Genomic DNA, 17954 nt, shown 5'->3' on the forward strand with positions numbered 1-17954 from the left:
TACTTGGTGAAAATCAAAATATATAAGATTTTTGTATAAACCAATCATTCAAGTTCAGGGCCTATTCAGCACCTGCACATTGCCGGAGTACAATATTCTTTTCGATTCTCTCTTTGATGTATGAGGTTCTTTCCTTCAAATAGAACCATTGCCTGCAACTTGGTATGTATCAGTTATAGGGTGTGTAATGTCTGTCTGAACCGTGTATAGCAGTAGAGTCTTATTATCTTTAGCGTCTGAAATTAGTTCAGTTTGCAGATCAATTCCAAGAGCCAAGAAGTTATTGTCAAAAAGAATTTCAAGCAATTTTATGTTATAGATTACATATGCAATTTCGTTAATTTTAATTCTTATGTTGTATTCACATATTTCCTTTCATCTTTAGCCAAAATCCTAAAGGATTTGAGAAATTACTCTTTTATTTATCATAAAGAATTAATACTCCAGAGCGGGATTACCTTCACCACATAATTGTTTTTATTATGATGTATACAGCAACAGTAATCAGCAATATTGAAAAGATACGAGTTAAAACTATTTTTGAAGCTCTCGATGATAGTGCTGTTCCAACTTTTCCACCTACAATACCACCAAATATTAAAAGTATGGCTATGATGAAATTTATCTGACCTGAAAGTGAATAAGTTACAGCAGTGGTAAGACCAAAAAAGCTTACTGGCAATAGAGATGTCCCAATCGAATTTACAATATTTACATCCAGATACATCAGAGATGGAACGATTAAAAAACCACCCCCTATTCCAAAATATCCAGCACCTAATCCTACTAGAAAGCCCATAATTACCATTTTTACATTTTTATGTCCTGCATTAGTAACTGAATTATTTTCTTCTATATCTAACTGATCCTTTTGTAGGTTATCTTTTAATGATTTTGTTTTCTTGAAGTGAACACCTAAGTACCCTTTCATATTCTTTTTTTCTATTAGCATTTTTATTGCAATAGTAATCATAAATAGTGCAAACAAGATTAAAAGACTACTGGCGGGTGTTAGTAAACCCAGCTGGGACCCTATCACCGTTCCCACTACTCCAGGAATAGCAAACAGTAAGCTTTTATTTAGTAGAACATGGCCTCTTTTTTTGTGATCAATAAAATTAACCAAGGCATTGATACCTACCACAAGAGCAGAAGTTCCTATTGCTACGTGAGGGTCTAATCCAATTACATAAACTAACAATGGAACTGCAAGAATGGATCCCCCGCCACCTATCAATCCCAGAGAAAGTCCTACAAGTACGCCAATAGCAGTTATTAAGGATATGAGTATAGAATAATGAAATACATCAGGTGAAATTATCTGTAAAAACCCCACTCCTTGCAAAAGATTCGGTAGTAATACAGTTTCAAGTTCTAAAGCATTCATTTCAAAAAGCGAATACAATAGATATACAGGCCAGAAAAATACCGCTTCTTCTGCTGTCGTTGTTGGTATTATCACCTGCTAGTCTACTCCTAATTACAAGGTTAAAATCAGTTCAATTCTAGATTTAATTTGTCCTACTATTAGGTAATACTACATCTGTTTGGACCCATTTCCAATTCAAAAATCTCAGTTAATGGATATGATTTTTCACCATTGTTAATGGATATGATTTTAGTATAATTAGGCGGAGTTGCCATTACTTTTGAAGACAGTTTCTGTACAAATTGTTCTTTTGTTAAGTGTCGATTCAAAAACATTCCCTCTTCTTTTATTTCACCGAGTGTAGTAGATAAAATTTCGTTTGCCTTAACATCTTTGTCAAAATGAGAGGGCAGTATCACTGTATCATTTGGTAGGATAGCAATCTTTTGATTTAGCGTATCATACAAATTCTCTGCGAATTCTTTGGCTTTATCTCTCAAGTCTGGTCTCCCGACTCCATTTACAAATAAAGTATCACCAGTAAATAGTAATTTTGTAAACTTGTCATAGGCATTTACGTTACTGACGTCACCTTCAACCAAAAAAGAGATGGATCCTGGTGTATGACCTGGGGTATGAATTGCCTTTAGTTTGATATTTCCTACTGATATGATGTCACCATCTGTAACTTGTGTATTACCAATTGTTTCCTTAGAATAACTTTCATAACTACTTTGGAGATATTGTGCTCCCGTTTCCTCCGCTAGTGATTTTGCAGCAGAGACATGATCGGCATGCTGATGAGTATCAATTATTTTTACGATCTTTGATCCAATTTCAGCTGCTTTATCTAAGTATCCATTTATAGGATATACTGGGTCGACTATTACAGATTGACCAGCCGAGTCCAATAGATATGACATACAACCTTTACCAATCCTTCTAAATTGAAATAACCTTATCTTTGAAGATTCATCTTTATCACCAATAGAATATTCAGATGATGCAATTTCAGCTGAAAAGCTCCACGCTTTTAATCCACCTTCTAGTGAACTAACATTGTAGCCGTATCTTTCAAGAATATATTTTCCAATTGTAGACCTATTTCCATGTGGACAAATTGTCACTATTTTTTTGTCTTTTGGAATAACAGCCAAGGATTCTGGATTGGCCAATTTCCCTAATGGAATGTTTTTACTACCCACTATATTCCATTGATTGAATTCATCAGGTTCTCTCACATCAAGAAGAAACAGATCTTCTCTGTCTTTTTCTGAATCTATTAATTTTTTTAAATCCTTTGGAGATATGTCTCTATCTAGGGATTCGTTAAACTGCCATTTCCATGAGGAAATCCCACCTTCTAAATATCTTGTATTTAGCCCTATTTGTCTCATCATTTCTGCCATTTGTTTTGGATAGTTTTCTTCTTCTTTTTCTTGTTCTCCGACTAAAACTATTTCCATATCTTTTGGCAATCGAGGCATAATTGTTCTTTTGGTTTCTTCATTACAGACTGCACAAGCAGAGCCGGGAATATGGCGCTTTTCAAAGTTTTTTGAATCTCTTATGTCAAATAGCAGTAATGGAACTCTACTATCGAGTTTGACTTTTAATTCATCAGGTGTAATAGAGAGATCGCTATTTTTTAATAATTTATGTTGGTTCATAATATCTATACTTGAAAAGGCGAAAATGATATTTCTAAAAGACGTTTACATTGTACTTATTTGCAAGTATACTCTTCATACAATGGATAAGCGTTAGATGTATCACCACCAGAAAACGAAAAAAACTTCCACCGTATCTTTTAGAATAAACAAAGAGTATGATGAAGCATTAAGAGCAGAGGCAGAAGAAAAGAAAGTGAGCATGAATACACTCGTAAATCAGATTTTTGGAGAATATGTAGACTGGAATAAATACGTGAAAAGATTTGGAACAATAATTCTAAGCCGAGAGGCATTTAAATTACTTTTAGAAAGCTTGGATGATGACAAAATAAGAACTCTTGCAGTAGATATTGCAACAAAAGCACCAAGGGAGTTTATTCTCTTTAAATGGAAAGAAATTGACCAATCACACGTGATTGGCTTTATTAAAATGTTTTTTGATCATTGCGGATATGGCCAATACGATCACCAGGTTACGGAAAGTAAAGTAAACAAATTTAGCATACGACATGAATTAGGCAAGAAAGGTTCGATATTCTTAAAAATATATGTAGAAACTGTAATTAGGGATACGCTGGGAATAAAATGTCAATCAATTATTACTGATAACTCTGTTACGATAAGTTTTTGAAAAGATAATGGTTCTAACCATCATCTATATAGGTGAATATCCATGGTTATCTTTTTCATTTCAATTTAGCATTTACTTTAATTATATGACTCATACTGTAAATAGCCGGACATCTTTCTTCAGCCATGATTTATTAGTTGTCTAAGTTGTTGCCTATCTACGCTAGTAGTAGTAGTAGCAGTATCATCAATATCAATTTCAAAATTTATACCCTCTGTGATAGGCTCATCTGAGATATCAAATGTTTTGGCAAAATTGATATTACATTCTGCATTTATCTTCAGTTTTTCAAGTTTAATACCTTGTTTTGACAGGACAGTCATGAATGTGGTTATAAAACATGAAGTGATTCCTGCAACACAGTAACCCATAGGTCCTAATCTATTACCACCTCCTCCTAAAAATGACGGTGAATCGATTTCAATGACTTGCCTGCCATTCTCATATGCCAGTTCTGTTTTGAATTGATATCCTTTCTCAGTATCAAAATTCCACTCTCCTTCTAGTTTAACTGGTTTCTTTAAAGACTGTTTGTCTTTTTGTCCGTTTACTGTGGTTTTTTGTATTTTATCGAGGTTGATATTGTTTATAATATTTGCTGTGGTCATGATAATAATATATTTCCACAATCATTAATTAATATGCCCTATTCAATTTTTTTTAAGAATGCTACTTTATAAAAGTAGAAAAGAAAATAGAAATTTAATATATCAATTATTGTGATTTAGCGATAAACCACCATTAACTAATCATATGAAGTCAACAAATCTTTTTCTAAATAAATAAATGATTAGTAGCTTAAAGTCTGGTTAAAGCTACCTGTATGTTTTTCAGTCTGATTGGTTACACTCTGATTCACCATGAAAGGATGTTGAACTTGCTGTATTTGTGGTGGAAATACTGGTAGCGTGTCCACCGGGTTCCAATTTAGGATAACCTTACCGTATGATTCAGATAATTTTGCTAACCATTCTTTTTGTTGTTGTTCATTTAACAATGGGAATTTTGGATTTGCTCTATCTGGTGAAAATTCTTCTTTATGGTAATGCCAATTTGGTTTTTCTCTATCGGGTATTGCTTGATAAGTTTTAGAATCAATCATATATTCTACTCCTATCAGCGTTGCATTTGGAGAAGTACTATCATATAGCTGACACACCATCATGATTTTGTCATTTGGTTTACAAAAGTGATACACCCTTAAAGTTGGATCGTCAAAGACATGTCTTACTGCAGTTAATGGGCCTGTAGGTGGTCCACCGTAACCGTCTACTGGTTTTGATACATTGGCGGAGGTGGTATTAATTTGAGTTGCATTCATAGGTGATGGAGGGGGAGGGGGAGGTGCGGTATTATTGCCTTGGGCCTGTACAGTACTATATTGCCCTATTGAAAATGCGATAGTATAAATTCCCATGAATAAAACCATTGCCAGGGTAAAAGACATTATCTTATTTCTTTGTGATGTAAGATACCATAATCTTGTGTGATTCATGTATAAACTTCTTGGCAAAATAGATTAAATACTACTCAATATATTATGGCAGAATAAAAGATATTCAATGTCTATCTCCTTGTTGAGGAGAATGAAATTCTTTCTCAAAAAGTAAATTCATAGTTGGGCATATGATGTAATCAATCTTGTTCACTTTCGATAATTTCTTCCATAGTCTTTAGAATGTCTAAATGACTTTGTATAATTCAAAGCATTCGGTTCAATCGTTTCTAAAAGATTGGGAAAATAATTATTTAAAATATGAATTGCTAAACCAGTGATGTGTAAATTCTTGATACATATCCTTTTGCGGAATTGGAAAATTTGTGTCCGACACTATTGTAATCAAGTCCTTATTCTTCATTAAAATATTAAATAAATCATGTTCAGTGACAATACCGACAAACTTATTTTCTTCAAGGACAATGATTCTCCTTATCTTTCTTTCATACATCAGTTTCATTGCATCCAAAATGGATGACTTTGATGATAATGTAATTATGGGATGACTCATAAGCTCACTAACAGGCATCTGAAAATTCCCTAACTGTGTTGTACTTAAAATTCTGATTATATCTCTTTCAGTTATCACTCCAACTGGATTATTGCTTTCATAATTATCAACAATGACGACAGACCCTATATTATTATCAAACATAATCTTGGATATTTCGAGGATATTTTGATTTTGTTCCGCAGTTTTGACATTTTTATTTAATATGTCCATAATGCTGATAGATTCTAGACTCATTTGCTTATGATCGCCCTTTGATCTATTTAGATATTAGCATGACTTTATAAAATCCGTAAAACACATCATCTATAGAGATACTGATCTATGCCCCATAGAGCGGTACGATTTTTCTTTAATATTTTGACAAATATAGAGTCTTGCTAATGTATCATGGCTAAATCACCCTACATCTAAAGATGATGAATACACTAGATGGTCAGATGATTTTTTTAGTTAACTATCAGTTATTAGATAAAATATCGTTTGTTTTTATATCCTAATCTAATCTCGTAATAGTTTGAAGATTTATAAATTATTAGGTTTAATTTATCTTGTTAAGAGCTACTACTGCTTCGGATTATCTGATGTTAAAATTTTGATTGTTGAAGAGTTCACCAGATTTCATTTTTATGTTTAAAAACATATTCTATTAACTTTTTTGCAACCTTATCATCGATAGCAACAATATTATCCTTTAGGGATAGTAGACTGTTTGAATTTAACCAGTCTATATCGCTTTTAAAATTATTAAAATCTAATCGGCCATCATTACCATATATTTCGTGATATAGTTCACCTACCGATAATTCGGTCTCATTAATTCTTCTATCTTGATAAGAATATAGTTGAATACAAACTCGCAAAATTTCACTTCTATTTGGTGATGGTTTCTCTTGATTACTATTATTATTCATATTTTTATTTAATGTAGTATTTCTATCCTTTATCTATTGTTGTGATTTTCGTTAATCGGCCAGTTATTGTTTGCATATCGAGTTTTAGTTTAGATCCATAGGAATTCATAAATAAGTATTTGACCCTCTAGGAGCAATATTCAAACATTATGGCTTTATTAGCATATTCACAGTTATGCTAAAGCGATTAAATTTCAATACAAATAATTTCAAATCAAATAGAAACCTAAATATCGTTATTGTAATATTATCGTTATGACTTTAGTGTTTTCCAATATTTTAGTACCTCATGACGGAACCGAGATATCCGATGCGGCGCTTACTAAAGCGTATCAAATTGCCAAAGTATTTGGCTCTAACCTTACACTTTTGTTTGTCATAGAAGATAGGTCTGTTTTACTGGATCAACTGAATCCTTTTGTAAAGGAAGAAACACAAATAGAACGAACAGAAAATCAGATTGTAAATATTTTGAGAAAAGGGGCTGAAGCCATGTTAAAAGATAAGATTGTCAAGGCAAAAATCACAGATATCAAAGTAATTACTGAGGTAGCCGTTGACTCTTCTGTTTCTAGAAGAATTTTAGAGTTCGCCAAAGAGAAAAAGGTGGATATAATCATCATGGGAGCTAGAAAACTTGAAGGCTTTGAAAGACTTAAAGCCCTAGGAAGTGTTGCAAGAAAGGTTTCTGAGAGGGCAAAATGCCCAGTAATGTTGATCCATTAGTAAATAATATCATACAACAGTAATTAGTAATGCTAGCTAAATACATACCATAAAATTTGATCTTCTGTATCAAATACTAGGAAGAGAAATAGTGTTGTAATGTTTTTTGATCAAAATCATATTCTTTTATTTTCTATGAGCCAAGAGATGAAGAAGAGAGTGTTATCATAATAATAATAATATACACAATCATTATATATGATAGAGCGTTATGACGCATTTCAGACAAGTTTACCATGTTCTGATTATTCGATCAGATCCACAAAAAAACTACTCTTAAATATATTTATAATACAATGAGAAACAATATCAGAATACAATTGGCTAATAAACCCATTTTCCTGATAATCGTGTTATTTGCATTATTAAATTCCATGGTCGCTGTCATGCTATTATCCTCCTATTCCGATGGATATAGGAAATATTGTTTATAGTTCAGAGATTCCTCACCAAGATGAAAATATCACAGGTGGAGAACAAGAAAATTCTAATATCTCAGACAATTCTCTTGTAGAAAATGAGTCCTCTAAAGTCAGCAGCAATTCAACATTAATAACGTCAGGCTGTACACCTGGTTATGGATACGACAAAAATAGCCCTAACCCGGTTTGTATACCACTTGATGGAAGCGAAAAACCTGAAGGGCTTGTCACTTGCATGGCTTTAGGCTGTCCTTATAATCCTCCTAACTTAAATGCTGGACCACCTGCAGAAAGTAATAATAATAGTCTAATCAAACAGTAGCATTCAAACTACTATTTACCAATTCCACTTATCTTTCTATTGAATTAATAGAGCCTGTCCAAAGTAAACTCGCGATTTGTCGTATTAACTTCGTTTATTTAAAAAAGTTACAATATATGCACTTTGTATGATATTTCACCCAAATACAAAAGATTTAAAGAATTCTTTTGTATAATGACTGACCCTAAATAACTGATGTGAATGTTATAATGAATTGGACTGAACCTTTTTTGCGTGGAACATAGCGAAAGACTTAATATATAATTATAGTCATAGATAATTCTGTCTAATACTATATCTATTATTAAATAGGAGATCACGATGTTCTATACAAACACATAATTTCACATCTTATTACTAATGTACATACAGTTTACTTTTTTGACTGAAGGTTCTTAAAAGTCAAAATCATTGAATGATCCTTTAGCATCGATTTTTCAGGCTTCATGTTTAAATCAGCAAAAAGCTTTGTTAGTAAAGCGCCCATATATAGAGAACATTTTTGACCTAGATTGTGCTGTATCCTTATCTCGACACTATTTTCAGAATTGATTATCGTGTTTGTAAATTTAGAGGCAGAAAGCCATAGTTTTATTACATCTATGATAGCATCGACATCATTCCTACCATGAATAAATGAAATAGCATCTCTCATACCAGTATAACAAGAGGTTTTGGCAGCTCTGATTATATCTTCATCAGAAACCTGTTCGAAGATACTTCGTACAAAAGGTTTCTGCAAAAAAACAAAGCCTATATCACTTACAAACTGATCCCACGTAACGTATTTTCTTAGGACTTCATTTATTATGCTTGAAACAGTCTTATTTTCTTGATCCGCCTGAGTAGAGATTTTTTTATATGTATCAGATGGAATGCGAATAGCTGTATTAGTTGTACTGGTGCTTTGTATTTTCGGGTTTGTAGTACTTTTTGGCATTACTTTAGTCATAGTACGACGTTATTATTCATTGTTATGCATCTGAATATAAAATGACTAGATGTATATATAGAAAATGGCCGATTCCAAAAGAAAGAATTGAAGCTTTCATTATTACGTCACAGTTTTAAATGAAAACTCATCTTTTATGATTGATTCAGGAACTTTAGAATTTATAGACACCAATTCTGCGGTTATAGTATATTCGGAATCGCCGGAAAGAATTGGGGCTTCTACATGGTATGCTCCAGTACTACTAAAGTCCGGGCCATAGACGAGAGTTTCATTTGCATTGCTTTTTATCAATTCTAAAGGTAGAGATTCACCATTTGTCACAAATGTATCCGAGAATAATGTGGTATTTGCATTTTTTGCAATAGTGATGTTGTAGGCTAATGAAGTAGTTTTATCCAATAGTATCGTTAATGGTTGAAAATCAAACAATGTTCTAAAATCCGTTGTAAGGTTGAGAACTTGGCCTACACCTGAAGACATTTCAAAATAATGACCTCTTTCATATGAATCGGCTACTGACACAATTGCTTGTCTCCATGGATGGATAATGCAGTGATAAATATAATTTCCCGGCTTATCAAATGTATACTGAAAGAATGAATTGGAAGTAGATGATAACACTCCAGAGTTAAAAATAGCACCTGCATCCGAAGCATCAGGTGCACCGCTTGTTACTGTATGAGGCTGACCAAGGTCGTTGTTAAACCAGCCTACCGTTGTACCGATTGGAACATTAATGGCTGGAGGATAATAGTGATATGGACTGTCTCTTTGAGCGGCACCAGGAATTATACTAACTGCATATATAGCAGGGGTATTTTGAAGAGTGGACATACTTCCGATTTGAGCTTCTGATTCAATTACCGTCAGGTTTGTACCCGTACCTATATTCGGTACAGTCAAAGCTAAGAGCACCATAAAGAAAAATAGTCTTCGCGTTGAGAGAATATTTTGAATTAATCGTATTATCTATCAATCCAAGTAGGTAGTATATATTTTTGTTGTTCATCGTATACCATATAACTACATTGTATAACATTGTAACAATAACATGAACCGAAAATCTTGGCGGGGGAGGGAGGGAGGGAGGGACGGAGAACGCCAAATAATATCGACATTTCTTATAATGTTAAAATACCTAGATAGTATAATCTATCTTCAACTTTGAAATAGAATTGGATCTTTGTGTTTCATTACGTAGTCATAATTCTTTGGCTATTTGACCCGGATTAAACGGATTCGATAGAATTTATGAAAGTGAATTTTCATACCTATTTTTATAAATTTAGGCAACCATTTTGTTAAAACTTGTTTGATTATCATCAAAAATAAAAGTGTGCGGTGCTCCTCTCATATCGTCCACCACTTTGTTACCAATCATCTTTCCAACCTTTAAGCCCTCTTCGCAATCCTGCATTAGATGAATCCCACCGCTAAATCTTGATAGATTAGCATCATCTGCGCAGGATTTATAAAACTCTTTTTCTTGAGGAAATATCTCACTTAATATTATCGATGCCGCACCAGAAAACGTAGAATGACCTGAAGTGTATCCGGGAAAGTTTGGTGTTGGAATTTCAGTGACCAGTTCTTGTACAGCTTGAAACGGTCTTTCTGTCCAGTATTTAAATTTGGTATACCATGTGCTTACACCAGCATCATACATACCTATATTTAGATAAGCAAATGCGCGTGCACTTTCTGTAATGTTGAGTCCCTGGGAAGTAATATTAGCACTTAATATGCTATTCCAGATAGCTGGAGGTGGAATGTCTCCCCAAAAATGTATGTCTTGTAACTGTTTTGCCGTTCTATTTTTTGATGCCTCGACTATATCCAGAACTTGTTTTTTGTATTCATCTGATTTGCAGTCAAGTGGTGGTGGAGGTTGAATTTCAGCACCAGAGTTCAGTATGATTGTTTTCCATTGACCTGCCATAGGTTCTAGAGGATCAGTTCCTGTCCATTTGCATTCACCAACAGGTATAGTTCCGTTAAAAATAGAATCAGACTCATCAGTTTCAGCATATGATATAACTTGTTTTCCTACCGATTGTCCAAACTGAAAGGCTTCGGAAGCTTTGATGGTATCGGATAAATTATAATCACTACCTGTATTGTTTTGATTTTGTAGAGTTGGTGTCAAAAAAAAGCTACCGATTCTTTCTTTCATATCTGGATAAAGATATGATAACACTTCGGATGCAGCGCCACCTACAATCTCTCTTTCCTTACCTGTGAAATTCTCTAAATCCACATTTTTTGAAGAAAGCAAAGCATCATAGATCGAGATATGAACCAGGGCATATGCACGTGCCAAAGCAGGAGGAGATAATTTGTGTTCTAAAGAAGCATTGGTGGTAAAGGCATTCCATTTTGAAACAGGATTATTCTGATCTGTAGATGCATAAATAGTGTTAACATCATAGTCAACTGTAAATAAAATAGCAATGATAGACAATAAAGATATTATTACTAGCAGTGGTAAATAGCCATAATAAGAATAACTATGTTTGAAACTATTCATCGGAAAGTGATATTTGTCAAACTGAGTATTAATCTTTTTTGGTTACCATTCTGTAAACCATTTTAGGCAAAAATAGAAATAGTTGAGCTCAATTTTATGATACCTTTTTATAAATTAAATAAATTTCAAACTAAATTGAACTTCGAGGGTGGTACAAATAGCCTTAAACACTCCAGCAGGTTCGGTCTTTGCACAGGCTGACAATAATATTGTTGTTCACATAAGCAGTGGAGATCCTCAGAGTACATATGAAGTACATGTTGCCAACATGGGTTAACACTGGCTAATCACTTTCAAGATGCAGGAAGAAATTTAACTGTATTTCTTGATGTAAATGGTGTTCATCTGGCGGTCAACAGCCCGCCTGCAGGGTTGGAAAATGCATCTGCTTCACTCAATGAATTCATTACAAACGCGGGTTCAGTGATTGTGTGTCCAATGTGTCTAGAGGCTGCAGCCTATGCATCTGAGGATGTCAAAACAGGGGCCGTAGTAGCAAATCCTGAAGAAGGCACAATGTTGCCAGTACTAAATGGAAACGCAATAGTAATAGTAATAGACTATTAGAATCCATTTTATTTTTTATTAAAATAATAAATGTGAGTATGATTTACGCATGATAATGAAAAAGGACATTATAAAAATACAGTCTTTTAGAATAAATTTTGCCAATACCTATTGTTACAGTTTACCGGTGGTACTACTAATATCATGTACGCTATTATTTAGTAATGCTTATGGGTTTATTCTAGCAGGTGCAAATTCAAACCTAATCTTGCAAATTCCAACTTCCTCATCTAACTTTACCAGCGGTCAAATGGTTATGGATCATTCTCAAATGGATCATATGAATATGAATATGAATATGAATATGAATCAAACAGAGATGTTAAAACGTGGAGATATAGCAATGAAATTTAATCAAAGTAAAATTTCTCATCAATTTGTAATTACTCCTAATGGAGGCCAAATCAAAATCTCTGCTTTGGACAACAACGATAATCAAACAGTCTCTCAAATTAAAGACCACATAAGGAATATTCAAAAAGAATTCTCTGAAGGTAATTTCAATAGATCATCATTTATCCATGCTACAACTGTGCCTGGAACAGAGGTTATGACCGATAAAAGGAACTTGATTGATTATAGTATTATTGAAATGAATAATGGGTCCAGTTTAATTTTAGAGTCAAACGATACTGAGGTAATTGATGCAATAAGCCAATTCATGGAGTTTCAAGCAATAGAACATAGAGGCCACTAGTTTACGTGGCAGAAGTCAGGACTAGATAAAATTATTTTATCTAATTAAATATCCGCTCGATCTAGTTATTTTTTTATTAGTTTCGAGTTTATGTGGTGGAGCTTGACAGGTCGACGGTAAAGTATAGAAAAGATAAACCGCAGTAATTTCATATATTTTTGAATCTAATGCTTTTCTTTTGATTATGGATGAAATACAAATTTTTAGGATACTATTTTTAATATTCTATAAAGTTTTTGGTTACTAATATATATTACATAATTTATGGTAAATAATTACATCTAATGACTAGGTTAAAAATGCTTTCCTTGTATATACATGGACATTAAGAACAATACTTAAATCAGGTATGACATGAGATTTTTTCTAGTTTATTACAAAGAACACCATAGCAAAAAAATTATTAGTTAAAGCTTAAGAAACAAATCTTATCTTAAACTCATCGGCAATGTTGTCCTCAATAACATCCGTTCCAATCGAGACCAGTTTTGCGGTCATTGTATATTCGCCATCCTCAAAATTTCCTTCAACATGATAGGCTCCGGTGTTAGGGTCTGACATGTCAGGACCGTAAACATTTGTATTGTTCATGTTACTATTTGAGATGAATTCAACCTGAAGATTGGTTCCGCCTATGACCTGAAAAGTGTCGGTGAATACAGTTTGATTACTAGCGTTATCAGAAAGCTCAATGTTATAGACTAAAGGTGTAGTAGGATCGACTGCAATGTTAATGGGTTGAAAGTCAAACAACGTTCGGTCATATTGAGTCTTGTTTATTGTCCAAGAAGGGCTGTTATTATTATCAGATTCAAGATTTGCACCAGATTTCATTGTAAAGTAATGACCCGTTTCTGAACCATCTCCAACATGCACTATTCCGTACATATATGGATGAAGTGTACAATAGTATGCATAATCTCCCGGATTAGCAAAGGTTGCCTGATAGAATCCTCCATACGGTAGAAATCCCGAATTAAATAATTGTCCAGAGTCTTGTGAGCCAGGCATGCCACTGGTCACAGTATGAACTTGACCCGGGTCATCGTTAAACCATACTATAGTTATACCTGTAGGTATAGATACCAGTGGTGGAACATAGTGAATCGATGCGTTTGTCGATACGGCACCGGCAGGAATATCTATAACATATGTTGGCAATACCTGTTGGGGAGTTGGTATGGGTGCCAATCCTATCTGGGCAAAGGAACTATTCATTGGTAAACTACTAACTGCCAGGGAAGTGATTGTAAACAATAGCAAGCATATGGTAAATTTCTTATAGAATATAGTTTTCGCAAACATTTCTATAAAATATGCTAACACTTTGGATAATTATAAGGATTTTGATTGCATTTAGTAATACTTGGTAATTAGATATCGATGTTTGCAAGATAATGTATATGAATATTCAAATATATGATACTACTACCACTGCCTCTACTAGGGGTCATAAATTAATAACAAGTATATCCAGAAAGTTTTCTAAACTACTACCTAGGTGTAAACATCAAGTCTAAATGATGTAATAAAATTATCATGAAATGAATATTAAGCATATTGAATTGATGGCAATGCCGGAATTTTGGATCGCGTAAAGATCTAATCAACTCAATACCCCAAATACTACAAGAGATGATACTGATGAATTGAAAGTCTACAAGGGTTACATCATCAAGTTCCGCATCATTGTCACAAGACTAGGGTGACTCCTCCGGATATGATCTAATCTATTGAGCAAAAAGTTATGGGAAATCCTTTTGAGAGTTAGATATAATCTAAACTCAACGAGACCTAGTTGATAATCTCCATTCATTTAGGCATGTCTAATTTTTTTCTATTGTATTTATGTAAATCGTAACTTTTTGAGGGCCCTGTTAACTTAAGCGTTTGAATTAGGGTAAATTTGAATTGTCATTGAGCCAAACTACTCACTTTCGACAAGTTTGTTTGGAGTTTATGCACGATTTGAGACATAATGTTCTGATATTATTCATCCTAATCCATATGAAATATTGGAAAACATTTGAAAAATCACGTTAAGTTAACAGGGCCTTTTTGAGTCCAATGAACAGTCTTATATTATTGCATTGATTTCATCAATACGACAAATTCAGGTTATGTGAGAGAATATGTGATCAGAGATGATGTTCATCATGTGGTAACAACTTTTTATATGTGTTACCATTAAAAGGAACTTTAAAGGTGATAATACAGATATAGGAGATTTATGAAAGTGCTAAATCCAGTACCATCATTATCGAAAACCCTATTATAAAACAAAACGCAGAAAGGGTCTTGTTTACCTCTTTTTGCGACTCTGGCATTACTTTTGCTATGACAACAAGTATCATGGCACCTGCAGCGAAACTCAGTGCATAAGGAAGTAGCGGCTGTGCTAAAACAACGAACATTGCTCCAATCACACCTGCCACAGGTTCAACTGTCGACGATAGCTGTCCATACCAAAAGCTCTTAATTTTGGACATTCCATGAGCCCTCAATGGCATAGAAACTGCCAATCCTTCTGGAAAATTTTGAAGGGAAATTCCTATCGTAAGCGATATTGCCGCGGCTAGATCAGCTCCAATGACACCAAGCGATGCTGCACCGAAAGCGACTCCTATGGCCAACCCTTCCGGTATATTATGTATGGTTATGGCCAGCACCAAAACAGTTTTGCTCTCAAAGTCAAAATCTGGTGATCCCACAGAAGTGGAATTTCGGTGTTGATTTTTTTGGTGAAGTTGTCTAATTATAATGTCTGCAATACAGATTACCATAGCACCTAAGATAAATCCAATGGCCACAGGAACCCAATAATAGGGGTCGCCATCAGACTGAAATGATGGAGTAATTGAGGGCAGAAGAAGAGAAAAGAAACTCGCTGCCAACATAATGCCGGCGGCAAATCCCAAAAGTGCATCAAAGAACTTTCTATTAATACTACGAGTAAAAAATACAGCGGAAGCGCCAATGGCAGTAATTGACCATGCAAAAAAAGTTCCTATAATAGTTTGATCCAATGGATTCAATCCGCTAAAGAAAGAAACATCCATGATGGTCTAGTATGAAAATTATATTAAACTTTGATTAAAGTTTTGATGAATAAATCTATTAAAAATAAATCGAAAAACCTTGGTAATCTATGATGCGATCTAATTCTAGTTATCAAATAAGATATTTAGAATTTAAATCCTAAATCGACATTTATTACAATATGAAGATCGAGTATTTTTCGGTATTTGAAGATTACAAAGCTCACCGGTTACTCGAGGAGCTAGACGGCAAACCTAGAATTAGAGACCATGTCTATGGGAGATTGCAATTCAATATTACCAGAGATGAACACGATTACTTGAAGCTACATGGTGTTGGCTTTATGATTTTAGAACCCTAAGAAAGAAAGAAACTCTACAGGTAATTGGATTCATTCAAGGAAAAACACTTGCCCAAAGGATGATGAAATACAAATCAGATATCTTGAACTTTGGTAAGGCCTAATACTAGAAAATCAAAAACCATTAGACTATACCAAATGAAGGATTTTCGCAGTCTTAGTTGAGGAGGTGACAGTAACAGGTTTGTTCCAGGTGATCTTAACTCCTTTAGAATGGATTGTAGTTCCATATAAGCGAATATTTGCTTCTCTTATGACTGTAATTTCAATAGTACTGCTACTACTAGCAGGTACAGTATAACGGATAGGAACTATTTCTTTATAATTCGCTCCATCGCCTATGCGTCGTACGGCAAACGTCGGTAGGATATGACATATTCCCAATTTGTTATCATCAAACAATTCACTTGAATTTTGTTTAGGGTTTTTTATTCGATCTAAATATGAATAATACCCACTAGACCCAAATGAGGTACTGATGATAACCCCATTACCAATAACATAATCAGTAAATGTAGATTTGTTCTTTTTATAAGTATTCTTGTCACTGGAAATAGAAATTGAATATCTAATACAACCAGCAAACAGCCCACGCTCCAAATAAACATCGGTCAATATACTAATTACGGGCAAAGTCCCATATCGTTACATCCAACATTCTTTTTTCAACAACTAGCATAATTACCTTTTGCAATTCTTCTCAAAGCCTTTGGAAGATCTTGCAGATGGATTTCAGCCAATCTGCTCTTACTTCCTAAAATTTCATTATTAGGAACACCGATAAACAGCATCGGAATGGTTAATTTTCTCCCATAGTAAGAAAAAGTTCCATCCCCTCCAATAATTAATGCGATGTCTGGGTCTGACTCCGAAATTTTAAAGTCAAGAGACCGTAATATTTCTTGAATTTTTTCTTTTTGAACTTTCGGTCGAAAGGGATGTACAAAGATCTTAAATTTCAAATGTTTTATACTGCAAGAAGTATTATTTTATACCTTCTACAATAATATCTGATTTTAGGATTCATCGGCTATACTATACTTTAGACTGTTTGATTCTTACATGGTAATCTTGTGTATAGTGAATTTGATTGATTTAACGCTGTAAAGAACTCATCATGTATATATTCTGTCAATTTTTATGATCTTAAGTAGAAAGAGAAAATGAATCATAAATTACAATAAGCATGGAAAAGTAAAAAATGATAAAAGGATAATAGAAGGTATCGGACGTATTGCGAGTCCACCCATAATTCTTACTCTTTTGGTAAATCTCGGAACTTATGATTTAGACAGAAATGTTTTGTTTTGGGTTGGAACGTGTTTGCTTATTTTATACAAAACGAGTCCTGACAGCCCAATTATCAGAACCTGAACAATTTTTGAGATCCAATCTAGTCTTCCAATGTAAAATTCAGTTCCTACTATTGGCACACCTACCGTTCTTGATGCGATATATATGAAGATCAGTACTGCTGAAATAGAAATACAGATAACATAAGGGATTTTTTGACTTGTCCTCACTTTGAGAATCCATATTATTAGACCGATATATATGATACCTGAAATTAGGAATAGCATAATTTCAACTATTTTCTCTGTAGTTTCACTGGTAATACCGAATTCAAGTAATTCCATCCAGTCGGTATATTCTCCGTATGCAACTACAAAATAAAGGATACTAATTAACCCTAATAATCCAAATAAAACAAATATAATTAAATTTGTAACATTCATTGAGCT

22 protein-coding genes are annotated in these 17954 nt (G+C 33.8%); 7 read left to right on the forward strand and 15 right to left on the reverse strand.

Annotated features, from left to right (window positions below; genetic code table 11):
• Positions 1 to 135: 135 nt before the first annotated feature.
• The 3 genes from ACMT7R_RS06930 to ACMT7R_RS06940 all read right to left on the reverse strand — a co-directional run bounded on the left by ACMT7R_RS06930 (position 136) and on the right by ACMT7R_RS06940 (position 3039).
• A complete protein-coding gene (locus ACMT7R_RS06930; protein WP_415310890.1) occupies positions 136 to 306 on the reverse strand; it encodes a hypothetical protein in 171 nt (56 codons plus the stop codon).
• 154 nt (positions 307 to 460) lie between these two features.
• Positions 461 to 1462, reverse strand: a complete 1002-nt coding sequence (locus tag ACMT7R_RS06935; RefSeq protein WP_415310891.1) for a sulfite exporter TauE/SafE family protein — start codon at positions 1460 to 1462, stop codon at positions 461 to 463.
• A 65-nt stretch (positions 1463 to 1527) separates the two neighbouring features.
• Positions 1528 to 3039 (reverse strand): rhodanese-like domain-containing protein, encoded by a 1512-nt coding sequence (locus ACMT7R_RS06940; protein WP_415310892.1) that lies wholly within the window; start codon positions 3037 to 3039, stop codon positions 1528 to 1530.
• A gap of 97 nt (positions 3040 to 3136) precedes the next feature.
• Here ACMT7R_RS06940 and ACMT7R_RS06945 point away from each other — a divergent pair, with 97 nt between their 5' ends.
• Positions 3137 to 3673 carry a toxin-antitoxin system HicB family antitoxin gene (locus ACMT7R_RS06945; protein ID WP_415310893.1) on the forward strand — a complete coding sequence of 179 codons (537 nt, stop codon included), beginning with the start codon at positions 3137 to 3139 and terminating at the stop codon, positions 3671 to 3673.
• 119 nt (positions 3674 to 3792) lie between these two features.
• Here ACMT7R_RS06945 and ACMT7R_RS06950 read toward each other — a convergent pair whose 3' ends face one another.
• From ACMT7R_RS06950 to ACMT7R_RS06965, 4 genes are all read right to left on the reverse strand, one after another.
• Positions 3793 to 4281 (reverse strand): OsmC family protein, encoded by a 489-nt coding sequence (locus ACMT7R_RS06950; RefSeq protein ID WP_415310894.1) that lies wholly within the window; start codon positions 4279 to 4281, stop codon positions 3793 to 3795.
• 182 nt (positions 4282 to 4463) lie between these two features.
• The gene (locus tag ACMT7R_RS06955) at positions 4464 to 5168 is read right to left on the reverse strand and encodes a DUF1264 domain-containing protein (RefSeq protein ID WP_415310895.1); all 705 of its coding nucleotides are present in this window, start codon (positions 5166 to 5168) and stop codon (positions 4464 to 4466) included.
• A 250-nt stretch (positions 5169 to 5418) separates the two neighbouring features.
• A complete protein-coding gene (locus ACMT7R_RS06960; RefSeq protein WP_415310896.1) occupies positions 5419 to 5919 on the reverse strand; it encodes a cyclic nucleotide-binding/CBS domain-containing protein in 501 nt (166 codons plus the stop codon).
• Between the two features lie 374 nt (positions 5920 to 6293).
• Positions 6294 to 6596 carry a hypothetical protein gene (locus ACMT7R_RS06965; RefSeq protein ID WP_415310897.1) on the reverse strand — a complete coding sequence of 101 codons (303 nt, stop codon included), beginning with the start codon at positions 6594 to 6596 and terminating at the stop codon, positions 6294 to 6296.
• A 255-nt stretch (positions 6597 to 6851) separates the two neighbouring features.
• Here ACMT7R_RS06965 and ACMT7R_RS06970 point away from each other — a divergent pair, with 255 nt between their 5' ends.
• On the forward strand, positions 6852 to 7322 hold the full coding sequence (locus ACMT7R_RS06970) for a universal stress protein (RefSeq protein WP_415310898.1): 471 nt from the start codon (positions 6852 to 6854) through the stop codon (positions 7320 to 7322).
• Positions 7323 to 7730: 408 nt separating this feature from the next.
• The gene (locus ACMT7R_RS06975) at positions 7731 to 8066 is read left to right on the forward strand and encodes a hypothetical protein (protein WP_415310899.1); all 336 of its coding nucleotides are present in this window, start codon (positions 7731 to 7733) and stop codon (positions 8064 to 8066) included.
• A 373-nt stretch (positions 8067 to 8439) separates the two neighbouring features.
• Here the strand turns inward: ACMT7R_RS06975 and ACMT7R_RS06980 are convergent, their stop codons facing one another.
• From ACMT7R_RS06980 to ACMT7R_RS06990, 3 genes are all read right to left on the reverse strand, one after another.
• Positions 8440 to 9006 carry a hypothetical protein gene (locus ACMT7R_RS06980; protein ID WP_415310900.1) on the reverse strand — a complete coding sequence of 189 codons (567 nt, stop codon included), beginning with the start codon at positions 9004 to 9006 and terminating at the stop codon, positions 8440 to 8442.
• Between the two features lie 114 nt (positions 9007 to 9120).
• Positions 9121 to 9924: a hypothetical protein gene (locus ACMT7R_RS06985; protein ID WP_415310901.1), complete on the reverse strand. Its 804-nt coding sequence runs from the start codon at positions 9922 to 9924 to the stop codon at positions 9121 to 9123.
• Positions 9925 to 10306: 382 nt separating this feature from the next.
• Positions 10307 to 11548, reverse strand: coding sequence for a vanadium-dependent haloperoxidase (locus ACMT7R_RS06990; RefSeq protein ID WP_415310902.1), 1242 nt, complete (start codon positions 11546 to 11548; stop codon positions 10307 to 10309).
• Positions 11549 to 11696: 148 nt separating this feature from the next.
• On the opposite strand from ACMT7R_RS06990, the gene ACMT7R_RS06995 reads away from it, so the two are divergent.
• From ACMT7R_RS06995 to ACMT7R_RS07005, 3 genes are all read left to right on the forward strand, one after another.
• The gene (locus ACMT7R_RS06995) at positions 11697 to 11825 is read left to right on the forward strand and encodes a hypothetical protein (protein WP_415310903.1); all 129 of its coding nucleotides are present in this window, start codon (positions 11697 to 11699) and stop codon (positions 11823 to 11825) included.
• 95 nt (positions 11826 to 11920) lie between these two features.
• On the forward strand, positions 11921 to 12115 hold the full coding sequence (locus tag ACMT7R_RS07000; RefSeq protein ID WP_415310904.1) for a hypothetical protein: 195 nt from the start codon (positions 11921 to 11923) through the stop codon (positions 12113 to 12115).
• 55 nt (positions 12116 to 12170) lie between these two features.
• Positions 12171 to 12812, forward strand: a complete 642-nt coding sequence (locus ACMT7R_RS07005; protein WP_415310905.1) for a hypothetical protein — start codon at positions 12171 to 12173, stop codon at positions 12810 to 12812.
• 414 nt (positions 12813 to 13226) lie between these two features.
• Here the strand turns inward: ACMT7R_RS07005 and ACMT7R_RS07010 are convergent, their stop codons facing one another.
• Both ACMT7R_RS07010 and ACMT7R_RS07015 read right to left on the reverse strand, forming a co-directional pair.
• Positions 13227 to 14030, reverse strand: a complete 804-nt coding sequence (locus ACMT7R_RS07010) for a plastocyanin/azurin family copper-binding protein (protein ID WP_415310906.1) — start codon at positions 14028 to 14030, stop codon at positions 13227 to 13229.
• A 1010-nt stretch (positions 14031 to 15040) separates the two neighbouring features.
• Complete coding sequence (locus ACMT7R_RS07015) at positions 15041 to 15871, reverse strand: ZIP family metal transporter (protein ID WP_415310907.1); 831 nt, start codon at positions 15869 to 15871, stop codon at positions 15041 to 15043.
• Positions 15872 to 16032: 161 nt separating this feature from the next.
• Here ACMT7R_RS07015 and ACMT7R_RS07020 point away from each other — a divergent pair, with 161 nt between their 5' ends.
• Positions 16033 to 16212 (forward strand): hypothetical protein, encoded by a 180-nt coding sequence (locus ACMT7R_RS07020; RefSeq protein WP_415310908.1) that lies wholly within the window; start codon positions 16033 to 16035, stop codon positions 16210 to 16212.
• A 129-nt stretch (positions 16213 to 16341) separates the two neighbouring features.
• On the opposite strand, the gene ACMT7R_RS07025 is transcribed toward ACMT7R_RS07020, so the two are convergent.
• The 3 genes from ACMT7R_RS07025 to ACMT7R_RS07035 form a co-directional block, all read right to left on the reverse strand.
• The gene (locus ACMT7R_RS07025; protein WP_415310909.1) at positions 16342 to 16845 is read right to left on the reverse strand and encodes a hypothetical protein; all 504 of its coding nucleotides are present in this window, start codon (positions 16843 to 16845) and stop codon (positions 16342 to 16344) included.
• A gap of 32 nt (positions 16846 to 16877) precedes the next feature.
• Positions 16878 to 17174 carry a hypothetical protein gene (locus tag ACMT7R_RS07030; protein WP_415310910.1) on the reverse strand — a complete coding sequence of 99 codons (297 nt, stop codon included), beginning with the start codon at positions 17172 to 17174 and terminating at the stop codon, positions 16878 to 16880.
• Between the two features lie 318 nt (positions 17175 to 17492).
• Positions 17493 to 17948, reverse strand: a complete 456-nt coding sequence (locus ACMT7R_RS07035) for a hypothetical protein (protein WP_415310911.1) — start codon at positions 17946 to 17948, stop codon at positions 17493 to 17495.
• Positions 17949 to 17954 lie beyond the last annotated feature (6 nt).

This window comes from Candidatus Nitrosocosmicus sp. FF01, from assembly GCF_047711275.1.
In the GTDB taxonomy this organism is placed as follows: Archaea; Thermoproteota; Nitrososphaeria; order Nitrososphaerales; family Nitrososphaeraceae; genus Nitrosocosmicus.

Bases quoted from the DNA above. Each gene is read 5' to 3' on its own strand.
- ACMT7R_RS06965 (WP_415310897.1), bottom strand. From the start codon at position 6,596: ATGAATAATAATAGTAATCAAGAGAAACCATCACCAAATAGAAGTGAA.
- ACMT7R_RS06980 (WP_415310900.1), bottom strand. From the start codon at position 9,006: ATGCCAAAAAGTACTACAAACCCGAAAATACAAAGCACCAGTACAACT.
- ACMT7R_RS07035 (WP_415310911.1), bottom strand. From the start codon at position 17,948: ATGAATGTTACAAATTTAATTATATTTGTTTTATTTGGATTATTAGGG.
- ACMT7R_RS07015 (WP_415310907.1), bottom strand. From the start codon at position 15,871: ATGGATGTTTCTTTCTTTAGCGGATTGAATCCATTGGATCAAACTATT.
- ACMT7R_RS06975 (WP_415310899.1), top strand. From the start codon at position 7,731: ATGGATATAGGAAATATTGTTTATAGTTCAGAGATTCCTCACCAAGAT.
- ACMT7R_RS06945 (WP_415310893.1), top strand. From the start codon at position 3,137: ATGTATCACCACCAGAAAACGAAAAAAACTTCCACCGTATCTTTTAGA.
- ACMT7R_RS06950 (WP_415310894.1), bottom strand. From the start codon at position 4,281: ATGACCACAGCAAATATTATAAACAATATCAACCTCGATAAAATACAA.
- ACMT7R_RS06960 (WP_415310896.1), bottom strand. From the start codon at position 5,919: ATGAGTCTAGAATCTATCAGCATTATGGACATATTAAATAAAAATGTC.
- ACMT7R_RS06970 (WP_415310898.1), top strand. From the start codon at position 6,852: ATGACTTTAGTGTTTTCCAATATTTTAGTACCTCATGACGGAACCGAG.
- ACMT7R_RS07005 (WP_415310905.1), top strand. From the start codon at position 12,171: ATGAAAAAGGACATTATAAAAATACAGTCTTTTAGAATAAATTTTGCC.
- ACMT7R_RS06990 (WP_415310902.1), bottom strand. From the start codon at position 11,548: ATGAATAGTTTCAAACATAGTTATTCTTATTATGGCTATTTACCACTG.
- ACMT7R_RS07020 (WP_415310908.1), top strand. From the start codon at position 16,033: ATGAAGATCGAGTATTTTTCGGTATTTGAAGATTACAAAGCTCACCGG.
- ACMT7R_RS06955 (WP_415310895.1), bottom strand. From the start codon at position 5,168: ATGAATCACACAAGATTATGGTATCTTACATCACAAAGAAATAAGATA.
- ACMT7R_RS06940 (WP_415310892.1), bottom strand. From the start codon at position 3,039: ATGAACCAACATAAATTATTAAAAAATAGCGATCTCTCTATTACACCT.
- ACMT7R_RS07010 (WP_415310906.1), bottom strand. From the start codon at position 14,030: ATGAATAGTTCCTTTGCCCAGATAGGATTGGCACCCATACCAACTCCC.